12 protein-coding genes and 1 tRNA gene are annotated in these 19,455 nt (G+C 59.4%); 7 read left to right on the top strand and 6 right to left on the bottom strand.

The genetic code is table 11. From position 1 onward, the window contains the following. The first annotated feature begins 53 nt into the window (after positions 1-53). The 3 genes from SULPSESMR1_RS08585 (at position 54) to SULPSESMR1_RS08570 (ending at position 6,625) form a co-directional block, all read left to right on the top strand. Positions 54-137: transfer RNA gene (locus SULPSESMR1_RS08585), tRNA-Leu, on the top strand. Between the two features lie 746 nt (positions 138-883). Then, complete coding sequence (locus SULPSESMR1_RS08575) at positions 884-4,453, top strand: Hint domain-containing protein (RefSeq protein ID WP_114284543.1); 3,570 nt, start codon at positions 884-886, stop codon at positions 4,451-4,453. A gap of 306 nt (positions 4,454-4,759) precedes the next feature. Further along, a complete protein-coding gene (locus tag SULPSESMR1_RS08570) occupies positions 4,760-6,625 on the top strand; it encodes a Hint domain-containing protein (RefSeq protein WP_089420438.1) in 1,866 nt (621 codons plus the stop codon). Here SULPSESMR1_RS08570 and SULPSESMR1_RS08565 read toward each other — a convergent pair. Both SULPSESMR1_RS08565 and SULPSESMR1_RS08560 read right to left on the bottom strand, forming a co-directional pair. Beyond that, positions 6,622-7,230, bottom strand: coding sequence for a nucleotidyltransferase family protein (locus tag SULPSESMR1_RS08565; protein ID WP_089420437.1), 609 nt, complete (start codon positions 7,228-7,230; stop codon positions 6,622-6,624). The genes SULPSESMR1_RS08570 and SULPSESMR1_RS08565 overlap by 4 nt on opposite strands. 13 nt (positions 7,231-7,243) lie before the next feature. Beyond that, on the bottom strand, positions 7,244-9,661 hold the full coding sequence (locus SULPSESMR1_RS08560) for a GcvT family protein (RefSeq protein ID WP_089420436.1): 2,418 nt from the start codon (positions 9,659-9,661) through the stop codon (positions 7,244-7,246). 264 nt (positions 9,662-9,925) lie between these two features. Here SULPSESMR1_RS08560 and SULPSESMR1_RS08555 point away from each other — a divergent pair, with 264 nt between their 5' ends. Further along, a complete protein-coding gene (locus SULPSESMR1_RS08555; protein ID WP_089422235.1) occupies positions 9,926-12,346 on the top strand; it encodes a GcvT family protein in 2,421 nt (806 codons plus the stop codon). Between the two features lie 69 nt (positions 12,347-12,415). Next, positions 12,416-13,543 carry a sensor histidine kinase gene (locus SULPSESMR1_RS08550; protein ID WP_089420435.1) on the top strand — a complete coding sequence of 376 codons (1,128 nt, stop codon included), beginning with the start codon at positions 12,416-12,418 and terminating at the stop codon, positions 13,541-13,543. Here the strand turns inward: SULPSESMR1_RS08550 and SULPSESMR1_RS08545 are convergent. The 4 genes from SULPSESMR1_RS08545 to SULPSESMR1_RS25225 form a co-directional block, all read right to left on the bottom strand. Next, positions 13,518-14,834, bottom strand: a complete 1,317-nt coding sequence (locus SULPSESMR1_RS08545) for an HlyC/CorC family transporter (RefSeq protein WP_089420434.1) — start codon at positions 14,832-14,834, stop codon at positions 13,518-13,520. The two genes, SULPSESMR1_RS08550 and SULPSESMR1_RS08545, sit on opposite strands and share 26 nt — an antisense overlap. Before the next feature lie 194 nt (positions 14,835-15,028). Continuing rightward, the gene (locus tag SULPSESMR1_RS08540) at positions 15,029-15,985 is read right to left on the bottom strand and encodes a tyrosine recombinase (protein WP_089420433.1); all 957 of its coding nucleotides are present in this window, start codon (positions 15,983-15,985) and stop codon (positions 15,029-15,031) included. Further along, positions 15,982-17,529, bottom strand: a complete 1,548-nt coding sequence (locus tag SULPSESMR1_RS08535; protein WP_240311317.1) for a hypothetical protein — start codon at positions 17,527-17,529, stop codon at positions 15,982-15,984. The genes SULPSESMR1_RS08540 and SULPSESMR1_RS08535 overlap by 4 nt, the downstream gene beginning before the upstream one ends. After that, entirely contained in the window at positions 17,519-17,668 is a 150-nt protein-coding gene (locus SULPSESMR1_RS25225; protein ID WP_198362867.1) for a hypothetical protein, read from the bottom strand. Before SULPSESMR1_RS25225 ends, SULPSESMR1_RS08535 begins: the two co-directional genes overlap by 11 nt. Before the next feature lie 80 nt (positions 17,669-17,748). On the opposite strand from SULPSESMR1_RS25225, the gene SULPSESMR1_RS08525 reads away from it, so the two are divergent. Both SULPSESMR1_RS08525 and aroB read left to right on the top strand, forming a co-directional pair. Further along, positions 17,749-18,345, top strand: a complete 597-nt coding sequence (locus SULPSESMR1_RS08525; RefSeq protein WP_089420431.1) for a shikimate kinase — start codon at positions 17,749-17,751, stop codon at positions 18,343-18,345. Beyond that, on the top strand, positions 18,338-19,438 hold the full coding sequence (aroB, locus tag SULPSESMR1_RS08520) for a 3-dehydroquinate synthase (RefSeq protein ID WP_089420430.1): 1,101 nt from the start codon (positions 18,338-18,340) through the stop codon (positions 19,436-19,438). The genes SULPSESMR1_RS08525 and aroB overlap by 8 nt, the downstream gene beginning before the upstream one ends. Positions 19,439-19,455: the final 17 nt, after the last annotated feature.

Here is a 19,455-nt window from a genome sequence, read left to right as displayed (position 1 = left end):
CATAAAAAGCCTCTGGACGCGCGCAAAGTGGCGCGCTAAACGGCGGATGTGAGGCCCAAGTGGCGGAATGGTAGACGCAGGGGATTCAAAATCCCCCGCCGCAAGGCTTGCCGGTTCGAGTCCGGCCTTGGGTACCACCTCATCTTATTTAGTGTTTTTCCCGACCATCGTGCGGTCGCGGGATGCGGATGATTATGGCCGACAAACCCTAAGGTTTGTGCCCGGTACGAATCGTTCGGATTTCGGGGATAGCGGGTTATGGCGAACTAAACCCTTGGTTTCGACACAATTGGTTCCTGTTTGTGAACACAACATTGTGGCGACTAAGCCGTTTCAGGGCATGTGTTCGATTTTTCAGCAGAAAGCGGATTTGTTTCCGATTTGGAAACTTTCTTCGGGTTTGGTCGTCAATTTCAGACCCAATACGCAAGCAAACACTGCAACATCTCGTAAACTGTGGAAACAGTTGTGAATTTCCAATTCGCAACCTTGGCGTGAATTAAGGCAATAAAAAGGTACAATTGGGTCGATGTTTCCATTTTCTGGACATTTTTTGCTTTGTTCGTTTCAAGCGCAATTGTATGACTGATCTTGCCCAACTGGGGGGCGATGTCTGAAGGTCACGGGGGCGACCGCACTTTGACGCATCATTTTGGTGCGGAAGATGTGCGTCCGCCGGGTTGCTGCCGCAACACCGTAAACGCACGTGGTCGGGGGTTCCCCTTGGCCACCGAACCTGCGTGTCAGGTCATCTTCCCACATCTGTGCATCTCGTGTGGTTCGCCCGACCGCCCGACGAGTCGTTCTGTAGCAGGGTTCCGGTTTGGTTAGTCCGCGGTGGTGCGGCATTGGCGTGCACCACGCCTTAAGAGGAATTGAAACGATGACATTCTATTATGATCCCAAGACACCCGTGGACCCCAAGGACACTGCGAAAACAACACGTGACGGCGTGGTCGATGGCGACAACAATGCCAACGTGATCAACGCGGCCTACACAGGCGACCCTGAAGGTGACAAGATTGATAACAACGATGCGATTATCGGTTCAGACACCGGCGATCAGGACATTGTTGACGCACGGGGCGGCGATGACAAAGTCTACGCCGGTGCCGATGACGACAAGGTTTATGCAGGCGCGGGCGACGACACAGTATATGGCGGTGCGGGCGACGACCTGATTTACGGCGACAGCGGCTTTACCGGCGGCACGGCGGGCAAGACCATAGGCGACGAAGGCATGTTCCGCTGGAGCGAGCTGGACGATCCCGACGGGCATTGGCATGGCAAAGTCGATGACGGTGAGAATCTGGAAAACATGACGCTGACCCAACAGGTTGGCGGCGTGAAGGTTTCTGTTTCAACGCCACCACGTGCCTCGCACCACTCCAACGGTCTTGAAACCGAGTTTGACAATGAAGCCGTCTATGTTGGTGGCCTCAAGGACAGCATCAACGCGCGTTCCAGTCTTGAATCCGAAGCGGACAATGGCGAATGTGGCACATATAATATCGCGTTCGACAAATCCGTTGACCAAGTACGGTTCAACATCACCGACATCGACGCCGACGTGGGCTATGTCCGCGTTCTGGCCTATGGTCCCGATGGTTCGCTGATTCCAGTTGATTTTCAGGTGGGCTCCGGTCTGACGTTGGGCGGCAACAACACCATTACATCCAACAACGACCACGGCGATGCACGTACCGATGCGGACGCGGCCGCGACTGTAACTGTCACCGGTCCGGTCAGCCGCATCGAAGTGATCCACGCAGGCGACGGTCATGGCCAGTCGAACATCTATCTGTCCGACATCGGTATCGTCGAGACATTCGAACCCATCGCTGGCACCGACGGCGAAGCAACAGCCGCGCAGGGCGCTGGCGCCGATTTCCTGAACGGCGACACGGGCAACGACACCATCTATGGTCAGGGCGGCAATGACACCATCGACGGTGGTGCTGACGATGACCTGTTGGTGGGCGGTTCGGGCGATGACAGCATCGACGGCGGTTCGGGTAACGACGTGATCTATGGCGACAACAAGGGCGAAACGCCCCCGTCGTCGACAGAATCCGTGCGCGAAAGCTTTGAGTGGGATCAGGCGGGTGTGGGCAACGGCCATGATCTTGACGGCTTTACCCAGAACACCGGAAACGTCAACGTCACCTTCAAAGTCCTGCAAGAAACCGGGGCTGCGGATACCGAATTTTCGACCGACCAGCAAAAAGTGCATTCGATCAGCGATGACGGTAAAGGCGTTGACGCCTTCAGCTCGTTGGACAGCGAAACCAAAGGTCACGGCAATCAGGCGGATTATGAGCTGTCGTTCAGCGAAGCCGTTGAAAAAGTATCTTTCCGCGTGAACGATATTGATGGCGACGGTCTGGTCCGTATCAAGGCCTATGATCTGGACGGAAAAGAGATCAACGTCGACATGACTGGCGGCCACAAGCTGACGTTGATCGACACTGATGGCAAATTCGGCGTCGACACGGCGGACAGCAAAGGCGGCTACGAGGAAGATACTTCGGGCAATTATTCGATCCTAGTCGACATTCCGGGCCCCGTCGGGCGGATCACGATCGAGCACGACCAGAACGGTTCGAACAACTCGGGTATTAACGTTACCGACATTTATTATGACGTTACAGTTGGCGCACCCGCAGGCGGAGACGGCAACGACGTGCTGAACGGCGGCAGCGGCGACGACATGATCTTTGGCGAAGGTGGCAACGACACGCTGACCGGCGGCGAAGGGTCCGACACCATCTATGGCGGTGAAGGCAACGATTTTATCACCTCCAGCGATCCTGACAACGATCTGAAAGTAGACAAAGGCTATCCGGGTCTGTTCACCGGTGAAGAGGGCACAGCCGCCGCCGAAAACGAACGCGATTTTGTTGATGGCGGTGCGGGCAACGATACGATCTTTACAGGCGACGACCGCGACACAATCTATGGCGGTACCGGCGACGATGTAATTGATGCGGGCATCGACGACGATGAAATCTATGGCGACGAAGGCGACGACCGTATCGTCGGTGGCGAAGGCAGCGACATTATTCTGGGCGGTATCGGCAACGACACCATCTATGCTGGCAACGACCCGCTAAAAGTTCCGGATCTGGTCAACATCGAAGATGACGGGTCCAACCCCTTTGGTGCGGACAAGCGTCCGGACAATGGCCGTGACACTGTCTATGGCGGCGAGGGCGACGACGTCATTTACGGCGCCGACGACGATGACCTGCTGTACGGCGACGAGGGCGACGATTACATCGACGGCGAGATCGACGACGACACCATCTTTGGTGGCACTGGCGATGACACGCTTTTGGGCGGTCAGGGCAACGACGAGATTTATGGCGGCGAAGGCGACGACTATATCAACGCAGGCCGTAATGCAGACATCGTTTATGGCGGCGCTGGTGACGACACGATCTATGGTGAAAACGGGGCCGACAAGCTGATGGGCGGCGACGGCGACGACTGGATTGATGGCGGCACCGGCGATGACACGCTGGACGGCGGTGACGGCGATGACATGATCATCGGCGCGACCGGCGACGACGTGATGACAGGCGGCGCGGGTAACGACACCATCGACGGCGGCAACGGCGGCGATGATATGATGTCGGGCGGCGACGGTCGTGATACCTTCCTGAAGGCCAACGCGGGTGACACCGTGGACGGTGGCACGGGCGGCGACGACTTTGATACGCTGGATCTGACGGGCGCCGGCAAATATGAATACGTTAGTCGTACCCTGGACGCCGACGGCGACTCGACTTCGGGCACCATCCGGTTTCTGAACAATGACGGCACTAGTAAGGGCACGCTCGACTTCTCCGAGATTGAATCGATCATTCCCTGCTTTACCCCCGGCACCCTGATCGCCACACCAAAAGGCGAGTGTCGTGTCGAGGACATGCAAGTTGGCGATCGCGTTATTACCCGCGACAACGGCATTCAGGAAATCCGTTGGGTGGGTCAAAAGTCGATGGCAGGCGCCGCGTTCGAGCGTGCCGAGCACCTCAAGCCTGTTCTGATCCAAAAGGGCGCGTTAGGGGGCGGCTTGCCTGAGCGTGACATGATGGTTTCACCCAACCACCGCGTTCTGGTGGCCAACGACAAAACCGCGCTTTACTTCGAAGAGCGCGAGGTTCTAGTCGCGGCTAAACACCTGACCGGTCTGGAAGGGGTCGATATTGTTGACGTCAGCGCGACAACCTACATCCACCTGATGTTCGACCGGCACGAGGTGATCCTGTCGGACGGTGCATGGACAGAAAGCTTCCAGCCCGGCGATCTGACACTGGCCGGTATCGGAAACGCGCAGCGCAACGAGTTGTTCGAGCTATTCCCCGAACTGAAAACGCGCGAAGGCGTCGACGCCTATACCTCAGCACGCCGGTCTCTGAAAAAGCACGAGGCGGTCCTTTTGACCAAATAAGCGCGCCTCGGGTCCAAGAACATATGCAGTGAGTGAGTCGCCGGTGTGGCCCAAAGCCACACCGGACGAGGAAAACGACGCAGGGGGCTGCGTCGCTTTTCGCGTTCAATAAGTCGAAAGAAAGGATATTGTTTCGTAAGTCGAGATTGCATCGAGAAAATTTGATCTAACTAAGGCAAAAATATGGTTCTTGATCACGTTTTTGAACCTATCTCCATATACATCCCGAGATTGATCGTTAATACATCCCTAAGACGCGCGTGGGGGCGCGGCGTCTGATGATTTGACACTAGGGACACAGCTGCCATGACCGTGATCAACGGGACCAGCAACAACGACACCCTTCAGGGTGGCGCGGAAGACGATGTAATTTCAGGCCAGAATGGACAGGACCGCATCTCGGGTGAGGGTGGCAACGACATCATTCTGGGTGGCGAAGGTAACGACACGCTTTTCGGTGACGTTGGTGAAGGCACAGCCCCCGGTCAGGATGCATCGGCACTGACGCTGAGCATCGATAATGTTGTGTCGAAGACCTACTATGGCGACAATGCCAGCGCGGGTGACTCTGCCGTTTATAGCAACGTCGCAACGCTGGATGATGGTACCCCGATTTCGGGCCGTCTGGTGCTGGTTTCAAAATCCGACAACAGAATGGAGGTTGACCTGGCCAGCGGCCGCGGATCTGAAATCTTGCTGAACGGGGGCCGTTTTAGTTCGGGAAAGGGCGACACAGCCACGTTCCGGTTCGAGTTCTTCGATCCGGCCACTGGTCAGCCTGTAGCGTTGAATTCGGTTGCGACGTTCAACGACCTCGACAAGAACGGTCGCGGTGACCAAGAGGCGGTGACGCTTCAGACTTCCAGTTTCTCGGCTTTTGGCGTGGCGCCGGATTCTGTCCTGAACATCTTGTCTGATTCGGGAACGGTTACGGCTGTGGGCAACGGGAACAATGACCCTTCGGACCAGCAGGCGTGGTTCAGTGCGGAATTTGAAAACCGAAATTTCATCGAATTCACCCTTGAAGCGCGCAGCACGCAGTCGGGTTTCACCTTTTCGGGTGATCTGATTGACGGTGCGGTTGTTACCCCGATCATTGCTGGCGACGACACCATCGACGGTGGCGCAGGTCAGGACGTGATCTTTGGTCAGGGCGGCGATGACGAACTGAGCGGCGGCGACGGCGACGACATGCTGGACGGCGGCGAAGGAGATGATTTTCTAAGCGGCGGTCAGGGTCAGGACACGTTGATTGGTGGCGCGGGCGACGACACGTTGGTCGGCGGCACCGGCGATGATAAAGTGTACGGCGGCGCAGGTCGGGACCAGATTGTCATGGGCCCTGACAATGACCACGCCGAAGGTGGCGCCGGCAGCGACAGATTCACTTTTGACGGGACGGGCAGCCACACCATCGTCGGGGGTGAAGACGCGGACGGCTCTGACATTGACGTGATCGACCTGACCGGCGTGCGTGCCAAGGTCTATTCTGACGGGGCGGGCACAGAATCGGGCCGGATCGAATTTATCGACGAACATGGCAATGTTTCGGGCCGCACGACCTATTCCGAGATCGAAGAAATTATCGTGTGCTTTACGCCCGGCACGATGATTGCGACCGATAAGGGCGAGGTGGCCGTCGAGGCGCTGAAACCCGGTATGCGCGTGTTCACACGTGACAACGGTCTGCAAAAGCTGCGGTGGACAGGTCGCCGCGATCTTGTCCGTGCCGATCTGGCAGCCAAGCCCGAGTTTAACCCCGTTCTGATCCGTCAGGGTGCTTTGGGCCGCGGTCTGCCCGATCGCGACATGCTGGTCAGCCCGAACCACCGGATGCTGATCACATCGGATCTGGCAGCGGTCATGTTCGACGACCGCGAAGTACTGGTGGCTGCCAAACACCTGACGTCAATGGAAGGTGTGGACTTTGTCGAGGCAGACTCCGTCAGCTATATCCACCTGATGTTCGACCACCACGAGGTGATTTTGGGCGATGGCACATGGACCGAAAGTTTCCAGCCTGGTGATATGTCTTTGCGGGGTATCGGTTCGGACCAGCGCGACGAAATACTGGCATTGTTCCCCGAGCTTGAGACTGTCGAAGGTCTGGACGGCTATACATCGGCGCGCCGTTCGCTGAAGTCCTTCGAGGCCCGATCGCTTCTGGGTTAATCCCGTAGGGCACGCCAGTTGGCCCATTCTTCGGGCGTGTCCAGATCATTGCGTGCGCGATTGCCCGACAGAGCAATGTGCGCGACGCGATCACCGGCAAATGCCACAATCGACTGGCCACCATTGTCGCCTGTCAACGTTGCAAACTCTGCGAACAGCGACTTTGCAAACACGATGGGGTGGCCCGCACGCCCCTCTGATGTGGTGCCGCGCCAGATCAGGTTATCAGATGTTAAATCAACGGCTTGTAAGACGGTGCTCAAGTCTTCTGCGGTCAGGTCAGGCAGATCCCCCAGCAGTAGCAGTGCAGCCTGTGCATCCGCTGGCAAAGCGGCAAAACCCGCGCGCAGGGATGCGCCCATGCCTTCGGCAGCGTTGGCAACCGATACTGGCGTCACGTCTAACCCGCTGATTGCAGTATAGCGGTCATGCGGAAGAGGCGGCAGCGTCACGTAGACCCGTTCGCAGACCTGCCGCGCCATCTGGCACTGCCGCCGGATCAGCGGTTGGCCATCCACATCCTGCAACAGTTTGTCGGTGCCGCGCATACGCGACGATTGCCCTGCGGCAAGCACAATGGCGGGGATGGTGCTGAGTTGGTCCATGGGCCAACTCTAATCAGCCACGCATCCGCGCGCCATCGGCATCAAAGGGAGGCGTTAGCGTGACCGTGGCACCGCGCATCTGGCCCAGAATTTCGATCTCGACACGCAAACCGTCCGAAACCGCCTGCACCGGCAGGAACCCTTGGGCGATGGATGTGCCCGTATGGTGCGAAAAACCACCCGACGTACAAAAGCCCACCACGTCGCCATCCAGCCATATCGGCTCGTAGCCTTGCACATCGGCGTCATCCGCATCGACGACAAAGGCCACCAGCCGCCGCGCCGATCCTTTGTCGCGCTCTGCCTTGGCGGCAGCGCGACCGATAAAATCCGTGTTCTTCTTGAAGCTGATAAAACGGTCCAACCCCGTCTCGGCGGCGGTGTAATCGGGCGAGAACTCGGCCATCCAACTGCCAAAATGTTTGTCCAGTCGCAGCGACATCATCGCGCGCATGCCAAAGGGCACCATCCCGTGTGGCTGCCCCGCATTCCACAGCGTCCACCAGAGCGCGCGCTGGCCCATCGGGTCGCAGTAAATCTCATAGCCCAGATCGCCGGTAAAGCTAACCCGCTGCACGATGCAGTCTGTCATGCCGACGGTCATGCGGCGCACGTCGAGAAACCTCATGTCCGAGATGTCGGTCAGGGTGCAGGCGGCCAGAACCGCGCGGGCCTTGGGCCCTGCGATCTGGAACCCGTTGCGTTTATCGCTGATATTCTCGACTGTTACACCGTCTTCGGCGTGCTGCTGGAACCAGCGGAAATGAAAGTTCTGACTGCCATAGGACGCGGTCAACTGGAATTCGTCATCGCTCAGGCACGACATGGTGAAATCACCGATCAGCTTGCCCTTTTCCGACAGCATCGGGGTCAGCGACAAACGGCCCGGCTGTGGCACACGGCCTGCCATGATCCGGTCCAGCCAGGCGCGGGCGCGGGGGCCGGTGACGCGGTATTTGCCAAAATTGTGGACCTCGTTGATGCCCACGCCGCCCCGCACGCCGCGCACTTCGCGGGCGGTCGCGTCAAACGCGTCCGAGCGGCGGAAAGACGGGGTTTCAAACGCGGGCTCGCCCTCTTGGGCATAGTAATTGACCACCTCAAGCCCGTATTGCTGGCCCCAGACCGCGCCCATATCTGAAAAAATGTCATACATCGGCGTGGTGCGGTTGGGGCGTGCTGCGGGCAGTTCTTCGTTGGGATAGCTGACGGAAAAGCGTTTCTGATAGTTTTCGATGACTTTGGGCAGGGTATATCCGGGACTGATCCAGTCGCCAAAGCGGGCCACGTCCATCGCCATCACGTCCCGTTCGGGCTCGCCCTCGATCATCCATTGCGCCAGCGTCAAGCCGACGCCGCCACCTTGGGAAAAGCCAGCCATAACGCCGCAGGCCGACCAGTAATTGCGCACACCCGGAACCGGACCAACCAGCGGGTTGCCATCGGGGGCAAAGGTGAAAGGCCCGTGGATCACCGATTTGACCCCCGCAGTTTCCAGCGCCGGAAAGCGTTTGTAGGCGAATGCGATGCTGTCCTCGATCTTGTCGAAATCATCAGGCAGCAGTTCATGGCCAAAGGTCCACGGCGTGCCGTTCACTGCCCACGGGCGGCAGGGCTGTTCGTAAAACCCGATGCACAGGCCGTGCCCTTCTTGCCGCAGATAGCTTTCGCCGGCGGGGTCCATCACATGCGGATGCTCGCCGCCTGCGTCGACGATGTCGGCGATCATCGGCACCTCTTCGGTGACGATGTACTGGTGCTCCATTGGGTGTAGGGGGAAATAGATGCCCGCCATCGCCCCCACCTCACGCGCCCACAGGCCGCCTGCGTTGACGATGTGTTCGGCGTGGATCGTGCCCTTGTCGGTGACCACATCCCAAGTGCCATCGGGGCGCTGGTTGGTCTCGACCACCATCGTGTGCGTCTGGATCGTGGCACCGCCCATGCGTGCCGCGCGTGCATAGGCGTGAGTGGTGCCAGACGGATCAAGATGGCCATCGAGCGGATCATAGAGCCCGCCAATGATGCCCTCGATGTTGGTCACTGGCGCGATCTTTGCGATCTCGGCGGGGGTGACGATTTCGGTTTCCAACCCCATGAACCTGTGCTTTGCCCGTTCGGCCAGCAGCATGTCGAACCGGTCGCGATTGTCGGCCAGTGTGATGCCGCCCACATGATGCAACCCGCACGACATGCCGGTGATCTCTTCCAGTTCCTTGTACAACCGAATGGTATAACCCTGAAGCGCCGCCATATTGGTGTCGCCGTTCAGCGTGTGAAATCCACCCGCCGCGTGCCATGTGCTGCCCGATGTCAGTTCCGACCTTTCAATCAGCATCACATCGGACCAGCCGAGTTTCGTCAGATGATAGAGCACGGATGCGCCGACAACGCCTCCTCCTATGACGGCAACGCGGGTGGTGGTTTGCATCGGGGCCTCCTGAATGGGATGGTTCAGGGAGAGTTTAGGATGCGCTGGCGGTCAGGCTGGTCCGTTTGCGACAGGATGCGTCGTTTCGGTGGGTTGCAAGGGCCGTACCAGGGCGCTGCCCCGGACCCCGGAGTTTGTATGGCAAGATGAAGAGGTTTATTTCGGGACTTGGTGCGTGGCCGACACGGGACGTCGGAAATGATCAATCTTGCGCGGCCCAAGGCGGCAGGTTGGGGCGCAGTGCAATCAACAAAGGCTGAGCCCATGCGCACACATGCCCAAGCTGTCGTGATCGGCGGCGGTGTGATCGGATGTTCGATCCTGTACCATCTGGCCAAACTGGGCTGGCAGGATGTGGTGTTGCTGGAACGTGACGAGCTGACATCGGGCAGCACGTGGCATGCGGCAGCCAACATTCACGGGCTGCACGACAGCACCAACATCAGCCGTATCCAGCATTATACGATGGGTCTGTATAAAAAACTGGAGCAGGAGACGGGGCAGGGCTGCGGCGTGTTCCAGCCCGGATCGCTGTATCTGGCCCAGACCGAGGCGCGGGTGCATCAGCTGCGGTTGCAGGCGGCCAAGGCCAAGTTGTACGGCATGAACTTTCACGAGGTGGACCGTGCGGAGGCCGAACGTCTGCATCCGTTGGTGGATTTTGACGGTATCCGCTGCATCATGTGGGAACCCGAGGGCGGCAATGTGGACCCGTCGGGCGTGACCAATGCCTATGCGGCGGGCGCGCGGGCGATGGGAGCCGAAATTGTGCGGTTCTGCCCCGTCACGGGGACAGAGGCGCAGTCCGATGGTACATGGATCGTGCGCACCGAAAAAGGTGATATTGCAACGCCTTGGGTGGTAAATGCTGCCGGTCTGTGGGGGCGCGAGGTGGCGGCTATGGCGGGGCTGACCCTGCCGCTGCAACCAACCGAGCACCAGTATTTTGTAACTGAAACAATTGCGCAGATTGCCGCGATGGACCGCCGGTTGCCCTCGGTCGCGGATCGGGACGGTGAATATTATCTGCGCCAAGAGGGCAAGGGCCTGCTGGTCGGGGCCTATGAGAAAGACATGCGCTTTTGGGCCGAGGATGGCACGCCACAAGGTTTTGGCCATGAGTTGTTCGCCGACGATCTGGAGCGAATCGAGGACAACATGATGCGCGCGATCGAACGGGTGCCGGTGGTGGGCACTGCGGGTATCAAGCGGGTGATCAACGGCCCGATGATCTGGTCACCCGATGCCAATGTGCTGTTCGGGCCGGTGCCGGAACTGCGCGGCTATTTCTGCTGCAACGGCATTATTCCGGGGTTCTCGCAGTCGGGAGGAATGGGGTTGCTAGCGGCGCAGTGGATGATCGAGGGCGAGACCCGATACGATATGTTTGCGTGGGATATGGCACGGTTTGGCAATTGGGCCGACAAGGCCTTTACCAAGGCACGGGTGCGCGACCAATACGCCAATCGCTTCAAGATCCATTTCCCGAACGAGGAACGCGCCGCTGGCAGGCCTGCACGCACACGACCTGCCTATGAGATGCAAGCGCAGATGGGGGCGGTGTTCGGGCTGAACGCAGGCTGGGAACATCCGCTTTGGTTTGCGGACAGCCCTAGTGCGCAGGACACCGACGGGTTTACGCGGCAGAACTGGTGGGGGCCGGTGGGGGATGAGTGCCGGATGCTGCGGGATCGGGCGGGTATTATCGACATTTCGAATTTTGCAAAATACCGCTGCACAGGGCCGGAGGCCGAGGCCTGGCTGAACGCGGTCTTTGCCAACCGGATGCCGCAGGCTGTGGGGCGGTCGTGTCTGACGCCGCTGATTGGCAAACGGGGCGGGATCGCGGGGGATTTCACCGTCATACGACTGGCAGAGGATGAATTCTGGGTGATTGGCTCTGGCATGGCGGAACGATACCACCAGCGGTTTTTCCACGCGGTGCCATTGCCCGAGGGGATCACGTTTCAAAGCCTGACCGAAGCAATGTGCGGGTTCAACGTGGCAGGGCCCGACAGTCGCGCGCTATTGCAGGGGCTGACCGATGCGTCGCTGGCAACAGCGGACTTTCCCTTTATGCACGCACAAAGGATTGCGCTGGCGGGCGTCGAAGTGCTGGCGCTGAGGGTGTCGTTCACCGGTGATCTGGGTTGGGAACTGCATTGCCGCGCGCAGGATCAGGCGCAGCTTTATGCGGCATTGATCGGGGCGGGCAAGGATTTTGGCGTCGGCCCCGTGGGCAGCCGTGCGCTGATGAGCCTGCGGATCGAAAAAGGCTATGGGTCATGGGGGCGTGAATACAGCCCTGAATACTGGCCCCAAGAGGTCTCGCTTGACCGGTTGTGCAAGATGGACAAGGTGTTTTTGAACAGCGATGCAGTGGCTGGTACGCTGGCGCAGCCTGCGCGCGAACGGCTGGTGCTGCTGGCGCTGGATGCAGGCGACACGGACGCGTCAAACGCCGATGCCACAGGCGGCGAGCCGATTTTTTGGAATGGTCAGGGGATCGGGCGCGTGACCTCGGGTGCCTATGGCTATTCGGTGGGGATGTCGCTGGCGCTGGGCTTTGTCAAAGGGGCGGGAGCGGGCGATGTGGTCGAGGTGATGGTCTTGGGCCAACCGCACCGTGCCACAATTCTGGATGTGCCACCATTTGATCCAGGTGGTACACGATTGCGCTTATGAACACTTGACCCTCTTGCAAGGCGGTCCGTGTGGTATAAAACGCGCCTTGAAGCGTTTTAAGGGGCACCCATGCGCGCAAAGCTCCATCCCAGACAAATTGAACGGCTGGCGCAACTGCGCAAGCTTGGAATTCTGGATACAGATGCTGAACCTCAGTTCGACGAACTGGTTGAATTGGTTGCCAAAATCTGTGATGTTCCGATTGCGTTGATCTCGCTTGTGGATGAAGATCGCCAGTGGTTCAAGGCCCGCGTGGGCATGGATGCGACCGGCACCGGTCTGGACCAATCCATTTGCAGTCACGCCATTTTGCAAGACGATTTGTTGGAAATTCGCGACACACGGCGTGATGCGCGTACTGCTGACAATCCGCTGGTGCTTGGCACAGAAAACATCCGGTTCTACGCAGGTGTGCCGCTCGTCTCTGATGATGGATTGCCGATTGGCACCCTTTGCGTGCTGGACACTGAACCGCGTACCCTGAGCGATCTGCAACGCACCACATTGCGGGTGCTGGGCAAACAGGTGATGCGCCAGATCGAAATGCGTCTGGCCCTGCATCAGGCCGAGGTTTTGCGTGATGAAATCGACCACCGCGTCAAGAATTCGCTGCAAACAGTGTTGTCAGTGGGGCGCATGTATAAGTCGCGGGTGGACAGTGACATTGCCGTCGAGGCCTTATCAGCGGTCGAGCGGCGCATTGATGCGGTGGCGATGTTGCATCAGGAATTGTACCAGACCAGCCAGTCGCATCAGGTGGCTTTGGCGCCCTATCTGGTGCGCGTGGCGTCGTTGCTTGAGGTCAGTGCGCCGTCACACGTGCGACTGGATATGGATGTGTGTCAGGCCCAAGTTGCATCTTTGGTCGCTGCCAACATCGGGATGATTGTTAGCGAATTCACAGCAAATGCAATCAAACATGCCTTTCCTGACGGGCGGCAGGGCACTGTCAGCGTTTCGATTGTGCAAAGCGAAGACCACAGTGCACTGATGGTGGATTGCAAGGATGACGGCATCGGCAACACCCAGCCCATGCCCGAGAATGCCGTGACCACATTGGGCCAACGGTTGATGCAGGCGGCGGCGTTGCAGATCGGGGCCGATTATTCGATCAGCGGGTCTGCAAGCGGTTATCACCTGCACATGCGGGTGCCGCTACAGGACGACGAGCTTAGCGCCGGACAAGTGGCCGAATAGCCAGCGCTGCAATACGGTTGCCGTCGCGGGCGGTTACCTCGAACCTGAATCCGTGAAACGAAAACACCTGACCGACTTCGGGGATCATCTGCGCCTCGTGGATGACCAGACCGGCGACTGTGTTCGCCTCGTCGTCGGGCAGGGTCCATTCGGTGGCACGGTTCAGGTCGCGGATGGTCATTGATCCGTCAACGACAAATTGTCCGTCCTCGCCGCGGGTCAGCGGATGGTCTGCGTCGGGGTCAAATTCGTCGGTGATCTCGCCCACGATTTCTTCCAGAATATCCTCAAGCGTGATCAAACCCTGAAGGCTGCCATATTCGTCCACCACCAGTGCGAAATGGGTGTTAAGACGCAGGAACTGGCGCATCTGGTCGTCAAGAGTCGTGGTTTCGGGGACAAAATAGGGGGCCGTTGCAACGTCCAGAATATTAAATGATTTCAGAGCCTTGGCGTCTCCCTCTGGTCCGCCGACAATCTTGTACATCGCGCGTAACAGGTCTTTGGCGTGGACCACGCCGATGATGTTTTCCACATCATCGCGAAACAGGGGCAGGCGGGTATGGCTGGACTTCAGACATTGCTCGAAAATCGTTTCGGGGTCGTCTTGGGCGTTGATCATCTCGATGCCCGAGCGATGCAACATTATCTCTTCAACTGTGCGGTCGCCCAGATCAAGCGCGCCCAGAATGCGGTCGCGGTCTTCTTTTTCGACGACACCTTCGGAATGCCCCAGATGCAGCGCGCCTGCGATTTCCTCGCGCACCGCCAGAACATTGCTGTTGGGGTCAATGCGCACGCCAAAGACAAACAGCACACCACGCACAAAATAGCGCACCGCCGCCACAACCGGCGAAAACACCAGAACAATCAGAGAGATGGGCCGTGACACCGCCGCAGCGGCGGTTTCGGCGTTGGTGATCGCATAGGTTTTTGGCAAGACCTCGGCAAAGATCAGCACCAGCAGGGTCATCACCAGCGTCGCCAGCGCCACGCCGCTTTCGCCAAAGACGCGGGTGAACAGCGCTGTGGCCATCGAGGCGGCCAGAATGTTGACAAGATTGTTGCCCAGCAGCACAGAGCCGATCAGCCGTTCGTTGTCCTCGGTGATCTTCAGTGCCCGTTGCGCCCCGCGCGAGCCTTTGTCGGCCTGACTGCGCAGTTTCCCGCGCGAGGCGGCGGTCAGGGCCGTTTCCGACCCCGAAAAGAAACCGGAAAGGACAAGAAGAAACAGGATGATCCCGCAGGTGATCCAGAAAGCGCTGTCCAGCGTCGCAGAAGATGGGTCCATTGGTAAAACTGTGTTCCTTGAGGGTTCATAGGGTTATGGGGCCGTTGGACCGTGCATTCAAGGGAAGGAAGCCAGATGATTGCAGCGGATTCAGGGCAAATGGACCGATCGGTGCCGGTTTCTGGCGATCATCCTTGCAATTTTCAGGCCATGTGTTCGGTTTGCAACCGGGCTGCGGCACTGTGCGCAGGTGGCTATTTGCCCGAGGTTTTGCGCGTATTCTCGTTGGCCAACGGGTGATGGTCCAGCACCAATTCGGTCAATCTTGCGTCCAGCACATGGGTGTAAATCTCGGTTGTGGCCACATCGGCGTGGCCCAGCAGCGCCTGAATTGACCGCAGATCGGCACCACCCGCCAGCAGATGCGTCGCAAAAGCGTGGCGCAGTGTGTGTGGCGTGACCTTGTCCGGTGACACGCCGCCCGCCACGGCAAATTCCTTGATCATCAAATAAAACCGGTGGCGCGTCAGATGCCCTGCGGCCCCGCGTGACGGAAACAAAAAGCGCGAGGCAGGCTTGCCCTTGGCCTTGCCCGCATCTTCCAGTGCGTCGCGCATTTTTAGCCAATTGGCCAGCGCCGAACGGGCAGGGGGCGACAGTGGCACGATGCGTTCCTTGCCGCCTTTACCAAGAATCAGCAACATGCGCGGATCACCCCGCGCGGCGCTGACCGGCAGGCCCACCAGTTCGGTTACCCGCATCCCCGTGGCATAAAGCAGTTCCATCAGGCAGGTGTTGCGCGTGCAGTCTGCCTCGTTGCGGCCCGAGGCGCGCGCGGCCTCAAGCAGCCTGTCCACTTCTGCAATATCCAGCGTTTTGGGCAGGCGCTTGTCCTGACCCGGCCCCGAAATCTGGATCGCGGGGTTTTCCTTGCGCCAGCCTTCCTCGAAGGCAAAGCGGTACATTTGCTTGATCGAAGACAGCCGCCGCGCACGGGTGGATTTGGCAAGGCCCTGTTCGTCGCAGAACACCAGATAGGCCTCGATATCGCCTTGCTTCACGGTGTCGAACCGGCGTCCCTGACGGGTGGCCCAAGTTGCAAAATCCTTGAGATCGCGTCCGTAAGCCAGAAGAGTATTCTGCGCGGCCCCCAGTTCGGCTGCCTGCGCTTCGATAAAGGTGGAAATCCAGCGGTCTGTGTCAGCGCTCATAGTGCAGGCCTGAGCATGATTTGCAAAGCGGCGCGGCGGGCGTTGTCTTCCAGTCCCAGCGCCCGCAGCGTGGCCAGACCCTGACGCAACGCGCCGGGGTCGCCTTTGGCGCCCTCGTTGACCAGCGACAACGCCCCCAGCAGGGCGCGCCCCAGCTTACCGGTGCGGGCCAGCCCAACCAGCGTGGCGTCGGGGGGCGCATCGGCAAAGGCGTCAACCAATGCCTTTTCCATCGGCCCGTTGGGTTGCGCGCCCGTGGTGTCGCCCTGCGCCAATCCGACCAACAACGGGGCATGCGCGGCGGCTTGGGCGTATTTGGTGGCGGCTTGTTCGTATACGGGCGACAGCAACATGGTCTCGAACGCGACGGTACTCGCGGTGCGGTCGTCCAACGGCGGCAGGCGTTCACCAAAGAGATTGGCAAAATGCACGCCAAGTCCTGCGGCCTGCATTTCGGACCACGCAGGGGGCAGGGTCTTGGCCACGGCTTCGGTGCTGTTGCTGTTCAGAGCGGTTTCAAAGCGTTGCACGGCGTTCACACGGTCCCACAGACCACCAGAGGCGGCAGGCTGACGGTCGGTATAGATGCCCAGCAGCCGGTTGTCGGCGATGGCGCCGGTTTGTGCCAACCGTTCAACCGCCATCAACTGCGACCGCCAGCCTGCGATTTCGCGCAGATCGGCGTTGGCATAGATCCGCGGCCAAAGTGCTGTGGAAACGGGTGTACCGATTGATTCGTAGACGCGAAAGGCCAGAGGATTGGGTTCGGCTGGTGTCGGAAGGTCCGGCTCTCCCTCGAAAAGGTCGGGGTCAAGGAACCGCTCAAGCATATCCGCTTCGGCGTCGCTTAAGTTCTCCAATGCACGTGCCGTGCCCAACAGCAGAACCGCGGTGTCCCAATCGCCCGCGCGCGCGGCACAGAACACGCGTGCGGCATAGCCGGGGGCCAGCGACGGCTTGGCCATGACCTTGGCGCATGCATCATCTTCGGTGCCCGCCAGCAGGCTGGCGTCGAAATAGCGGGCAAGGACGGCGGCCGACGATTCTGGGCCGATCTGTTCCAGCATCGCAAGCGCCGGATCAAGCGCCCCAAGACGCAACAGCGCATCGACACGGGCAAGGTTGAAATCCGCGTCATGCACCGCAGGTGGCAATGCCTCGGCCAGCAGCAAGGTATAGAACAACGCCTGCGTGGCGGGCAGGCGGACCGCCTTGATGGCGCTGATTGCTTCGGCCAGTTCGGTGCCGTCCGAACCTTGCCAAAGCGTATCGGGCAGGCCGGTGATCGACGCAGGTGCCAGCCCCACGCGCCGCGCCGCAGGCCCGTCCAGCGGTGATACGGTGACAACGGGCACATTGGCACTGGGGGCTGTGGCAGGCTCGGGTGGTTGCGGCTGCGGTTGTACTGCGGGCGTCGGTGTGTTGCGTTCCAGCCAGTCGATCACCGACAACGGGGCCTCTTGTGCTTGCACAGCTGTAATGGGCGCGAATGCGCCCGCCATCAGCCCCAGACACAGCGGAAATACGCCAACCCTAATCGGCATCGAGAGTCACAGGCACACGGACTTCGGTCTGTGGCGGGTCAAAGTCCGCGCCGAAAAACGGACCGGCATAGGCGTAGACCACCAAGCCGATCAGCCCCAGAACGATAAGGTATATCAGATACTTGATCAGTCTTCCCATACTTTTGTCTGCCTCGGGTTTTCTGGTTTTGACCAACTTATATATGGCCTTTTGTGCAATATCACGTCATTCACCGGAATATGAGCGAAATTCAGCAATCACCGTCAGATAGTCCAGCAGATGTTGCGCAGTTTGCGCTGCACAAGACTGTCGTGATGGTTGGAATGATGGGGGCTGGCAAAACAGCCGTGGGCAAAGCTCTGGCTGCGAAACTGGGCGTGCCATTTCTTGACAGCGATCACGAGATCGAGGCTGCAGCCAACATGACCGTGCCCGAAATCTTTGAACGCGACGGAGAGCCGTTTTTCCGGATCAAGGAAACGCAGGTGATCTCGCGGCTGCTGGACAGTTCTCGCGGGGTTCTTTCTACTGGCGGGGGCGCATTTCTGAGCGCGGAAAACCGTCAGAACATTTCGCAGCGCGGCGTGTCAGTCTGGCTGGACGCCGATTTGCCGCTGCTTTGGCAGCGCGTGCGTTACAAGGACACGCGGCCCTTGCTGCGTAATCCCGACCCCAAAGCCAAGCTGACCAGCCTGTACGAGACACGCGTGCCGATCTACAAACTGGCTGATCTGCATGTGGCGTCCAAGCCGTCGTATAGCATTGAAAAGATGGCTGATCGCGTGATTGCAGCGCTGCTGACGCGGCCCGATGTATTGGAGAAACTGGATGCGTGACACCGTACATGTGGGCCTGCCGGGGCGCGAATATGATGTGCTGATCGGCACCGGCCTGCTGGCCGAAGCCGCCGTCCACATCGCGCCGTTGCTCAAGCGGTCGCGGGTGGTTGTAATCTCGGATGAAAATGTGGCCGCGCTGCATCTGGCCGCCTTTCAGGACGGTTTGCGCGCGCATGGGATCGACAGTGCTGCAATGACCCTGCAAGCGGGTGAGGCGACCAAAAGCTGGCCGCATCTTATGGCCTGCGTCGACTGGCTGCTGGATCAAAAGGTCGAACGGGGCGATATTGTTGTGGCCTTGGGGGGGGGCGTGATTGGCGATCTGGTGGGTTTTGCTGCCGCGATCCTGCGCCGCGGGGTGCGCTTTGTGCAAATGCCCACGTCGCTGCTGGCGCAGGTCGACAGTTCGGTGGGTGGCAAGACCGGCATCAACGCGCGACATGGCAAGAACCTGATCGGTGCGTTTCACCAGCCCAGTCTGGTTCTGGCGGATGTCGATGTGCTGGGCACGCTGAGGCCGCGCGATTTTCTGGCAGGCTACGGCGAGGTCGTGAAATACGGCCTGCTGGGTGATGCTGCGTTTTTCGAGTGGCTCGAAGGACAGGGACCGGCCCTGGCCGCAGGCGACATGCCCGCGCGCATCGAGGCCGTGCGTCGTTCGGTACAGATGAAAGCCGACATCGTGTTGCGTGACGAGACCGAACAGGGCGATCGCGCCTTGCTAAACCTTGGCCACACCTTTGGCCATGCGCTTGAGGCGGCGACGGGCTATTCCGACCGTCTGTATCATGGCGAAGGTGTTGCCATAGGCTGTGCGATGGCATTTGCGCTGTCGGCACGGCTGGGTCTGTGCAGTCAGGAAGACCCAAGCCGTGTGCGCGCGCATCTGCGCGACATGGGCATGAAGACCGATCTGGCCGACATCGACGGCGATCTGCCCGGTCCTGAGGTACTGCTGGAGCTGATGGGGCAGGACAAGAAAGTGGTACAGGGGCAGCTGCGTTTTGTGCTGGCGCGAGGCATCGGTGATGCTTTTGTGACGGGCGATGTGCCGCCCGAAGCCGTACTGGAGGTTCTGCGCGACGGCTAGACGTCGCGCAGACCGGA

Origin of the sequence: Pseudosulfitobacter pseudonitzschiae (assembly GCF_002222635.1) — a bacterium.
GTDB classification, from domain to species: domain Bacteria; phylum Pseudomonadota; class Alphaproteobacteria; order Rhodobacterales; family Rhodobacteraceae; genus Pseudosulfitobacter; species Pseudosulfitobacter pseudonitzschiae_A.
This window is presented reverse-complemented; position numbering and strand designations above follow the sequence as displayed.

Excerpts from the sequence above, each read along its gene's own strand:
- SULPSESMR1_RS08575 (WP_114284543.1), top strand. The coding sequence starts at position 884 with ATGACATTCTATTATGATCCCAAGACACCCGTGGACCCCAAGGACACT.
- SULPSESMR1_RS08570 (WP_089420438.1), top strand. The coding sequence starts at position 4,760 with ATGACCGTGATCAACGGGACCAGCAACAACGACACCCTTCAGGGTGGC.
- SULPSESMR1_RS08565 (WP_089420437.1), bottom strand. The coding sequence starts at position 7,230 with ATGGACCAACTCAGCACCATCCCCGCCATTGTGCTTGCCGCAGGGCAA.
- SULPSESMR1_RS08560 (WP_089420436.1), bottom strand. The coding sequence starts at position 9,661 with ATGCAAACCACCACCCGCGTTGCCGTCATAGGAGGAGGCGTTGTCGGC.
- SULPSESMR1_RS08555 (WP_089422235.1), top strand. The coding sequence starts at position 9,926 with ATGCGCACACATGCCCAAGCTGTCGTGATCGGCGGCGGTGTGATCGGA.
- SULPSESMR1_RS08550 (WP_089420435.1), top strand. The coding sequence starts at position 12,416 with ATGCGCGCAAAGCTCCATCCCAGACAAATTGAACGGCTGGCGCAACTG.
- SULPSESMR1_RS08545 (WP_089420434.1), bottom strand. The coding sequence starts at position 14,834 with ATGGACCCATCTTCTGCGACGCTGGACAGCGCTTTCTGGATCACCTGC.
- SULPSESMR1_RS08540 (WP_089420433.1), bottom strand. The coding sequence starts at position 15,985 with ATGAGCGCTGACACAGACCGCTGGATTTCCACCTTTATCGAAGCGCAG.
- SULPSESMR1_RS08535 (WP_240311317.1), bottom strand. The coding sequence starts at position 17,529 with ATGCCGATTAGGGTTGGCGTATTTCCGCTGTGTCTGGGGCTGATGGCG.
- SULPSESMR1_RS25225 (WP_198362867.1), bottom strand. The coding sequence starts at position 17,668 with ATGGGAAGACTGATCAAGTATCTGATATACCTTATCGTTCTGGGGCTG.
- SULPSESMR1_RS08525 (WP_089420431.1), top strand. The coding sequence starts at position 17,749 with ATGAGCGAAATTCAGCAATCACCGTCAGATAGTCCAGCAGATGTTGCG.
- aroB (WP_089420430.1), top strand. The coding sequence starts at position 18,338 with ATGCGTGACACCGTACATGTGGGCCTGCCGGGGCGCGAATATGATGTG.